Genomic DNA, 8,633 nt, shown 5'->3' with positions numbered 1-8,633 from the left:
TTTTTTGGTCTTCTCAAGGTTTTCGCGGGACAGGATGTTTGCTGTCGCCTCTGTGAAGGGAACGTGCAGCGTGATGAAGTCTGCACGGGCAAGAAGCTCGTCCAACTCAACCTTCTCAACGCCCATCTTCTCGGCTTTTTCAACGCTGAGGAAGGGGTCGTATGCTGCAACTTTCATCTTGAGACCGCGTGCTCGATCACAAACGATACCGCCGATGTTGCCTGCGCCGATAACGCCAAGGGTTTTGTTGGTCAGCTCAACACCCATGAACTTGGATTTTTCCCATTTGCCAGCATGCGTAGATGCGCTTGCCTCTGGGATCTGACGCGCAACAGCGAACATCATCGCGATGGCGTGCTCGGCAGTCGTGATCATGTTGCCGAATGGCGTGTTCATGACGATCACACCTTTCTGGGAGGCAGCGACTTTATCGATGTTGTCAGTACCGATACCTGCGCGTGCGATGACCTTTAGGTTTGTCGCGGCGTCGAGGATTTTTTGCGTCACTTTCGTCGCAGAACGGATCGCGAGGCCGTCATATTGACCGATGACTTCTGCCAGCTTGTCCTTGTCTTTGCCAAGGTCAGGTTGGAAATCGACGTCGATGCCTGCGTCGCGGAAGATTTGAACGGCAGATTCGCTGAGCTTGTCGGATACGAGTACTTTGGGGGCCATGGTGTTGGTCCTTGTTCTTTGAGGGGCGGTGCGTGCAATCACGCACCTTACATATGTGAAGCGAAGTAAGGTGCGTGGTTGCCACGCACCCTTGTCTTAGGAAGCTGCGATTTCAGCTTCGAACGCATAAGCGAGCCATGGCAGCAGGGCTTCCACGTCAGCGGTTTCCACGGTGCCACCGCACCAGATGCGAAGACCTGCAGGGGCATCGCGGTATGCACCAACGTCCAAAGCGACGTCTTCGGCTTCCAAACGTTTGGCGACGGCTTTCGCAAATGCGGGGCCATCTTTGATGCGCTTGTCGTTGAACTTCAGGCAGACAGACGTGTTGGAACGCGTCGCAGGATCAACCGCAAGGAATTCGATCCAATCGTTTGCTTCAACGAACTGCGTCACGGCAGCTGTATTTGCATCTGCGCGCGCGATGAGACCTTCGAGGCCACCAACAGAGCGTGCCCAATCCAATGCGAGAAGGTAATCTTCAACCGCGAGCATGGAAGGCGTGTTGATCGTTGCGCCAGAGAAGATACCATCGATCAGCTTGCCGCCCTTCGTGAGGCGGAAGATCTTCGGCAGAGGCCATGCAGGTACATAGCTTTCAAGGCGCTCAACCGCACGTGGGCTGAGGATAATCATGCCGTGCGCTGCTTCGCCGCCAAGAACCTTCTGCCAAGAGAAGGTTGTCACGTCGAGCTTGTCCCAAGGCAGGTCCATCGCGAACGCTGCGGATGTTGCATCGCAAAGTGTCAGACCGCCACGAACTTCTGGGATCACGTCGCCATTTGGAACGCGTACGCCAGATGTTGTGCCGTTCCATGTGAAGCAAACATCGTTGTCGAAGTTCACTTTGGACAGGTCAACGATCTCGCCGTACTCAGCCGTCTTGGCGGTCGCGTCGATCTTGAGCTGTTTGACGACATCAGTCACCCAACCCGCGCCGAAGCTTTCCCAAGCGAGCATTTCAACGTGACGCTCACCCAAAAGGTTCCACATCGCCATTTCGAAAGCGCCGGTGTCGGAGGCAGGTACGATACCGATTTTGTAGTTTGCTGGAACACCGAGAATCTCGCGTGTCTCTTCAATCGCGGCTTTCAGTTTGGCTTTGCCAACAGCTGCACGATGAGAGCGGCCCAGAGGCGCATCGCTCAGATTTTCGAGTTTGAAAACAGGGGGTTTGGCACATGGGCCAGAAGAAAAACGCGGATTGGCCGGGCGCGTTGCCGGTTGTTCGATAGCCATAGCTGGTATCCTCACAGATATATGCCCTTCGTTGGGGAAGGGTGTCCCACCGCCGGACATAAGGGGGGCGCATATGATCCGCAACAGTCAAAATGTCGCTCATGCGAATGAACTTGAACATTTTGCGACATTTTTTCGTTGGGCGTTTCCGATAGGCGCATAGGGGCAGAGAGCTCTAAAGGAACGTTGCGACACGTTTTTCTATTTCGCTTTCCTAACTCAGCGCAGCCCCATAGCGTTGCCCTGTTCGCATCATGGAACCTTTGGCTGGAAAGAAGTGTTATGACAGAGATTGCCCACAAAAATGCATTCGTAACAGGCGCAGCTTCCGGCATCGGTCTTGCCCTTACCAAAGCGCTGGTTGCGCGCGGCGCACATGTCATGATGGCTGATATGAATGCCGAGGGGCTTGCAGCCGCGAGGGCTGAGGTCGGGGAAGCACACACTGAAAGTGTCGTTTGTGATGTCTCCGATGCGGGATCTGTCCAAAACGCTGCTCAGGCGACTATCGATGCTTTTGGTAAAGTTCATTTGCTGTTCAACAACGCGGGCGTAAGCCTTGCAGGGCGCCCAGGTCAAATTGATCTAAGGGATTGGCAGTGGATAACCGATATCAATTTGATGGGTGTCGTGCATGGCGTAGAAACATTTCTACCGTTGATCGCGGCCCATGATGAAGGTGGTCATATCGTAAATACGGCTTCAATGGCTGGGCACGTCACAGCGCCCGGTATGGGACCATATTTTGCAACCAAATTTGCGGTCACGGGGTATTCTGAGGCACTTCGTATCGAGCTAAAGAAATCTGGGATTGGTGTTTCCTGTCTCTGTCCAACATGGGTTAAGTCGAACATCCACAATACATCTGACAACAGCCCTGCCGCGGAGGTTCATCGCGAAAAGTTCAAACAATCGGACGCCTATAAAGCGGTTCGAAGTTTGGTTGAGAATGGGATGAGCCCAGATGTCTATGCAGAGCTGTGTATGAAAGCGATCGAGGCAAACCGGCTTCATGTGTTTAATGATCCCGAAGCACGCCAAGCGCTGATTGATCGGCACGAGGCAAACCTTGCTGATTATGATGCATGTTTGGCTGATCTTGATCTGTAAACAATCGCAAGATTTGTAAGGCGCAGTTTCATAGCGATCCTGAAAACACTGGTTGTTTTGCTGCGGATCGGGTAGGGCGCTGCCAAACTTTATGAAAGGCGCGCTTCCATGTTTACGACGACGTTCATTGCACAACCCGGCAAACTTGATCCTGCATTGGTGACTTCATTGCGGGACGCATGGGGCGGTGGTGATGCGCTTTGGCTTGCTCCTGATGAAGCGGCTGAATTTTCTCTTGAAGGTGTGCCCGCCAATCTTTGGGATGTGTGGGACGATGTTCAAAAGATCGGCGTTGATCTGGTGGTCCAACCGAGCGAAGGGCGCCGCAAGAAGATGTTGCTGGCTGATATGGACAGCACGATGATCCAACAAGAGTGCATTGATGAATTGGCGGACGAGGCTGGTTTCGGAGCGCGCGTGGCGGCGATTACAGCCGCTGCGATGAACGGTGAACTTGATTTCGACGGTGCGTTGCGCGAGCGGGTTGGTTTGCTGAAAGGTCTTCCTGAGAGCGTCATTACAGATGTTTTGGAAAAGCGGATAACGTTGATGCCAGGCGGTCCTGCATTGCTGGCAACGATGAAAGCGAATGGCGCTTATGCGGCGCTGGTGTCTGGTGGATTTACTGCGTTCACGTCTTCTGTTGCTGGTAAATTGGGGTTTGACGAGAACCGCGCGAATACATTGCTGGCTGATAGTGGCAAGTTGACGGGTGAAGTGGGGCTTCCGATCCTTGGCAAGCAGGCGAAGGTGGATGCGCTGGAAGAGATCACTGCGCGCCTTGGTATTTCCGAAGCAGATGTGATTGCGGTTGGGGATGGTGCAAATGATCTGGGCATGCTCACGCGTGCGGGCACGGGCGTTGCATTGCATGCCAAGCCAGCGGTTGCGGCGCAATGTGATGTAAGGGTGAATTTCGGCGATCTTACTGCGCTGCTTTACGTGCAGGGTTATGCGAAGAGCGACTTTGTCTCTGGGAAGTAGTTTCCAATTACTTGCGCAATCGGATCGGTCGGGGAGCTAATGGCCCCCCGAGATTTTCAAGTTTATTTGGAAAGATGAAGCTTAACCAAATGTGCCTTGGTTTTCACCAATCTGGCCGCGGTGCAGCAACAGATGGTCTAGGATCACGCAGGCCATCATCGCCTCGCCAACAGGCACGGCGCGGATACCGACGCAGGGATCGTGGCGACCTTTGGTGATGATTTCGGTATTTTCGCCCGACTTCGTGATCGTCTTGCGCGTTGTCAGGATAGAACTGGTCGGCTTCACCGCGAAGCGCACGACAATGTCCTGACCTGTGGAAATACCACCTAGGATACCGCCCGCGTGGTTGGAGCTATAACGCGGACCATCTTTGCCCATGGTGATTTCATCTGCGTTGAGTTCGCCCGTTAGCATTGCGGCTGACATACCTTCACCGATTTCGACGCCTTTGACGGCATTGATGCTCATCATGGCGGCGGCGAGGTCGGTGTCGAGTTTACCGTAAACAGGTGCGCCGAGGCCCGCGGGTACGCCGCGCGCTGTGACTTCGATGATCGCGCCGACCGAGCTGCCTGATTTACGCAAGCCATCAAGGTAGTCGGCCCATGTTTCAGCGGCTTTTGCATCTGGTGTCCAGAACGGGTTCTGTTCGATCTGATCCCAATCGAAGTTATCGCGATCAATCTCATGGGCGCCCATGCGGGTCATGTAGCCGGTGATTTCGATGCCGGGTGCAAGTTTGTCGAGCGCTGCGCGTGCGAGACCACCAGCGGCAACGCGCGACGCGGTTTCGCGTGCAGAGGAGCGACCGCCGCCGCGATAGTCGCGATTTCCGTATTTCTGATAATAAGTGATATCCGCATGGCCCGGGCGGAACTTTTCGATGATATCGCCATAGTCCTTAGAGCGTTGATCGGTGTTTTCGATCATCAGCTGCACAGGGGTTCCGGTGGTTTTACCCTCAAATGTGCCTGAGAGAATTTTGACCTCGTCCGCTTCGCGGCGTTGCGTCGTGTACTTGCTCGTGCCGGGCTTACGCTTGTCGAGCCAGTGTTGGATCGAGGTCTCATCAATCACAACATTCGGCGGACAACCGTCTACGGTTGCGCCTAAAGCAGGTCCGTGGCTTTCACCCCAAGTGGTGACGCGGAAAATGTGACCGAATGTATTAAGGCTCATGGGCGTGTGCTCGCGTTTGTGTCCGCAAGGGACATACGCGGGACACGCGCCAAAGCCAAGTCATTGTGACAGATCTGTCCGTCTTCGATTTGCGAAATCTGTAATGAGATTTGTCAATCGATCAACCGTGATGACCATAAATGTCGTCATCCAAAGTGGCATATCGTAGGTCGTAACAAACCCGAACCAAAAATAAATGAGCCAAATAATCGCTAGCTCAACACACAAAATAGCAACCCTCATCATCCCATGGGCGCCTCCTTTCTCTTAATGTTTTGAATGTAACTTTGATTAACATAAAGACCCAAAAAAGTAAACAAAATAATGCCTTAGCATATGAAAGAACAGCTTGCTTGTGTCATGGTCTTGGGATGTCTATATCTGGCCGCACCTCGGGGGGGTCTTCGGACCTGAGATTTGCGAAATTTTGCATGACCCGTTGAACCTGAACCGGTTAGGACCGGCGGAGGGAAGGTCTGGACCAATTTCCAACCCTATCCATCCGCCCGCCTACATTTTGGAGAATACGATGAAGTATCTTGGATGTATCGCGGGTGTTTTTGCGGCCTCTATGGCAGCGGCTGAGACACCTGAACTCGTTGTTTACACATATGACAGCTTTGTCAGTGATTGGGGCCCTGGCCCGGCTGTAGAAAAAGCGTTTGAAGCAGAATGCGCATGCGATCTGAAATTTGTCGGTGCTGGTGATGGCGCGGCGCTTTTGGCGCGGATCAAGCTAGAAGGCGCGCGCACGGATGCGGATGTCGTGTTGGGTTTGGACACGAACCTGACAGCGGCGGCGATGGAAACAGAACTCTTCGCGCCCCATAGCGTAAGCGCTGACTACAGCCTGCCAATCGCATGGGATGATGCAACGTTTGTTCCCTACGACTGGGGCTATTTCGCGTTTGTTCACAAAGACGGCGTAGATGCGCCTGCGAACCTCAAGGCCTTGGGCGAAAGCGATCTGAAGATCGTTATCCAAGATCCGCGTTCGTCCACACCAGGACTTGGTCTGCTGATGTGGGTCAAATCGGCCTACGGTGACGAAGCGCCAGCGATTTGGGACGGCCTCTCCGACAATATCGTGACTGTCACCAAAGGTTGGTCCGAAGCTTATGGTCTCTTCCTTGAAGGTGAAGCGGACATGGCGTTGTCCTACACAACATCACCAGCTTACCATTTGATTGCAGAAGAAGACGCTGGCTTTGCAGCGGCGTCTTTCGAGGAAGGTCATTACCTTCAGGTCGAAGTTGCGGGCAAATTGGCAGGCAGCGATCAATCCGAATTGGCGGACAAGTTCCTTGCCTTCATGGTTGGCGATGCGTTCCAAACGATCATCCCAACAACCAACTGGATGTACCCAGCAGTGACGCCAGCAGATGGCCTGCCAAAAGGTTTCGAAACACTGGTAACACCTGAGAAATCTTTGTTGGTTCCAGCGGTGGACGCACCTGCGCTTCGCGATGCGGCATTGGCTGAATGGCTGACCGCGCTCAGCAAATAAACCCATGGTTTGGGGTCGGGGCGGCGGCGCTTGTCGCGGCCCTGATCCTTGGCACGCTTGGTATTGTGGCGTTTTATGCGCCGGATGCGGGGCGACTTGGCCCGAGCGATTGGGCCGCTGTACGATTTACAGTGAGCCAAGCCGTTCTTTCAGCGCTCATCAGCGTAATTTGCGCGATTCCTGTTGCGCGGGCACTGAACCGGCGACGCTTCTTTGGTCGCTCGCTTCTTATTACGCTCCTTGGCGCGCCTTTCCTTCTTCCTGTTATTGTGGCTGTCATGGGCCTTTTGACGGTGTTTGGGCGCTCTGGTTGGGTGTCGCAATTGCTAGAGTTAGTAGGCTTGCCGCCAATTCCGATTTACGGATTTCATGGCGTTGTCATAGCGCATGTTTTCTTTAATTTACCGCTGGCAACGCGAGTCATTCTGCAAGGATGGTCCAGTATTCCGGCTGAGCGTTTTAGACTGGCTGCACAGCTTGGGTTTTCAGCGCGCGATATGGTCGTTCATTTGGAATGGCCGATGCTGAAACGTGCAGCGCCGGGCGCTTTTGCGATTATTTTCGCGATCTGTTTGTCGAGCTTTGCCGTCGCACTGACGCTTGGCGGCGGTCCTCGTGCAACCACTGTCGAGTTGGCAATCTATCAAGCCTTTCGATTTGATTTCGATCTTGGCAAAGCCTCAATTTTGGCATCCATTCAATTGGTGATGGCGGGATCAGCTGCGCTTTTGGCGCTCTGGGTGAGCCAAGGTCAGGGTGGCTTTGGCAAAGGTCTCGACCGCGTTGCTGCGCGTTGGGATGGTGCCAACCGCCTGTCGCTGTGGGGTGACACATGTGCGATCCTGCTTGCCAGTCTCTTCCTGCTTGTCCCACTTAGCGCCGTGGCGATGCGCGGGATTGGGGCCATCACTGAGCTGCCAAGTGCGGTTTGGTTCTCGGCATGGCTCTCTATCAAAGTTGCGTTGATGTCTGCATCTCTGGCATTTTTCCTCGCCCTTTCTATCGCATTGGCCGCTGTACGGTTCGCATGGATCGAGAGCGTTGGATTGCTCGCCATTGCAGCTTCGCCTTTGGTCATAGGTACGGGCCTCTTCATCGCGATCTTTCCTTTAGCATCGCCGCAAGAATGCGCGATGGTGGTAACCGCGAGCGTGAATGCAGTAATGGCGCTCCCCTTTGCGTTGCGCGTTTTGATTCCAGCTGTGCAGGACGTAAACGCACATTACGGACGACTGTCGATGAGCCTAGGCTTGTCCGGTTTCGCCCTATTGCGGTTGGTTATCCTGCCGCGCATTCGCGCACCGCTGGGGTTTGCCGTTGGTTTGGCGGCGGCGCTGTCTATGGGCGATTTGGGCGTTGTGGCCTTGTTCGCTGCGACGGACGAAGCGACACTGCCCCTGCAGATCTTTCGCCTGATGGGAGCCTACCGCATGGATGCTGCGGCTGGCGCCGCCTTGCTATTGGGGCTTATGTCCTTTGGAGTGTTTTGGATATGCGATGCGTGGGGGCGGCGAAATGCTTGAGCTAAAAGATGTGGTACTGCAGCAAGGCGCGTTTTCCTTGCAGGCGGATATGCAGCTGAACGCACAGACGCGTATCGCCGTTATAGGGCCATCTGGCGCAGGGAAATCGACCTTGCTGATGGGCTTGGCGGGGTTTCTGACGGCTTCCCGTGGACAGATCAATTGGCAGGATCGTGACATTGCCAATGATCCGCCAGCCTCGCGTCCCTTTTCGGTGCTGTTTCAGGATAATAATCTTTTTCCCCACATGAGCGTTGAGCAAAATGTCGGGCTAGGTTTGCGCCCATCCCTTAAACTTTCCGAAGTCGAGCGAGACGCGGTTCAAAGCGCGCTTACCTCAGTTGATCTGGATGGCATGGGGGCTCGTAAACCGGCGGAGCTATCAGGGGGTCAACAAAGCCGCGCAGCGCTTG

General features: G+C 54.2%; 8 protein-coding genes and 1 riboswitch. Of the genes, 5 read left to right on the top strand and 3 right to left on the bottom strand.

Translation table 11 applies throughout. The annotated features are described in order from the left end of the window. Together ABJQ89_RS03860 and ABJQ89_RS03855 are read right to left on the bottom strand one after the other, a co-directional pair. On the bottom strand, positions 1-675 hold a 675-nt coding region (locus tag ABJQ89_RS03860), incomplete at its 3' end, for a hydroxyacid dehydrogenase (protein WP_348494951.1). Between the two features lie 96 nt (positions 676-771). After that, positions 772-1,914, bottom strand: coding sequence for a phosphoserine transaminase (locus tag ABJQ89_RS03855; RefSeq protein ID WP_348494950.1), 1,143 nt, complete (start codon positions 1,912-1,914; stop codon positions 772-774). Between the two features lie 282 nt (positions 1,915-2,196). Here ABJQ89_RS03855 and ABJQ89_RS03850 point away from each other — a divergent pair, with 282 nt between their 5' ends. Together ABJQ89_RS03850 and serB are read left to right on the top strand one after the other, a co-directional pair. Then, positions 2,197-3,024, top strand: coding sequence for an SDR family NAD(P)-dependent oxidoreductase (locus ABJQ89_RS03850; protein WP_348494949.1), 828 nt, complete (start codon positions 2,197-2,199; stop codon positions 3,022-3,024). 108 nt (positions 3,025-3,132) lie between these two features. Beyond that, the gene (serB, locus tag ABJQ89_RS03845; RefSeq protein ID WP_348494948.1) at positions 3,133-4,008 is read left to right on the top strand and encodes a phosphoserine phosphatase SerB; all 876 of its coding nucleotides are present in this window, start codon (positions 3,133-3,135) and stop codon (positions 4,006-4,008) included. Positions 4,009-4,089: 81 nt separating this feature from the next. On the opposite strand, the gene aroC is transcribed toward serB, so the two are convergent. Further along, on the bottom strand, positions 4,090-5,190 hold the full coding sequence (gene aroC, locus ABJQ89_RS03840; protein WP_348494947.1) for a chorismate synthase: 1,101 nt from the start codon (positions 5,188-5,190) through the stop codon (positions 4,090-4,092). A gap of 383 nt (positions 5,191-5,573) precedes the next feature. Next, a riboswitch (TPP riboswitch) is annotated at positions 5,574-5,679 on the top strand. 40 nt (positions 5,680-5,719) lie between these two features. Between aroC and thiB the strand changes: the two genes are divergently transcribed. From thiB to ABJQ89_RS03825, 3 genes are all read left to right on the top strand, one after another. Further along, positions 5,720-6,697: a thiamine ABC transporter substrate binding subunit gene (gene thiB / locus ABJQ89_RS03835; protein WP_348494946.1), complete on the top strand. Its 978-nt coding sequence runs from the start codon at positions 5,720-5,722 to the stop codon at positions 6,695-6,697. Further along, entirely contained in the window at positions 6,673-8,220 is a 1,548-nt protein-coding gene (locus ABJQ89_RS03830; RefSeq protein ID WP_348494945.1) for a thiamine/thiamine pyrophosphate ABC transporter permease ThiP, read from the top strand. Before thiB ends, ABJQ89_RS03830 begins: the two co-directional genes overlap by 25 nt. After that, positions 8,213-8,633: ATP-binding cassette domain-containing protein (locus tag ABJQ89_RS03825; protein ID WP_348494944.1), on the top strand; the 421-nt coding region annotated here is incomplete at its 3' end. The genes ABJQ89_RS03830 and ABJQ89_RS03825, both read left to right, overlap by 8 nt.

This window comes from Planktotalea sp. (assembly GCF_039984035.1).
Taxonomy (GTDB): Bacteria; Pseudomonadota; Alphaproteobacteria; order Rhodobacterales; family Rhodobacteraceae; genus Planktotalea.
This window is presented reverse-complemented; position numbering and strand designations above follow the sequence as displayed.

Excerpts from the sequence above, each read along its gene's own strand:
- ABJQ89_RS03850 (WP_348494949.1), top strand. The coding sequence starts at position 2,197 with ATGACAGAGATTGCCCACAAAAATGCATTCGTAACAGGCGCAGCTTCC.
- ABJQ89_RS03830 (WP_348494945.1), top strand. The coding sequence starts at position 6,673 with ATGGCTGACCGCGCTCAGCAAATAAACCCATGGTTTGGGGTCGGGGCG.
- ABJQ89_RS03855 (WP_348494950.1), bottom strand. The coding sequence starts at position 1,914 with ATGGCTATCGAACAACCGGCAACGCGCCCGGCCAATCCGCGTTTTTCT.
- thiB (WP_348494946.1), top strand. The coding sequence starts at position 5,720 with ATGAAGTATCTTGGATGTATCGCGGGTGTTTTTGCGGCCTCTATGGCA.
- serB (WP_348494948.1), top strand. The coding sequence starts at position 3,133 with ATGTTTACGACGACGTTCATTGCACAACCCGGCAAACTTGATCCTGCA.
- aroC (WP_348494947.1), bottom strand. The coding sequence starts at position 5,190 with ATGAGCCTTAATACATTCGGTCACATTTTCCGCGTCACCACTTGGGGT.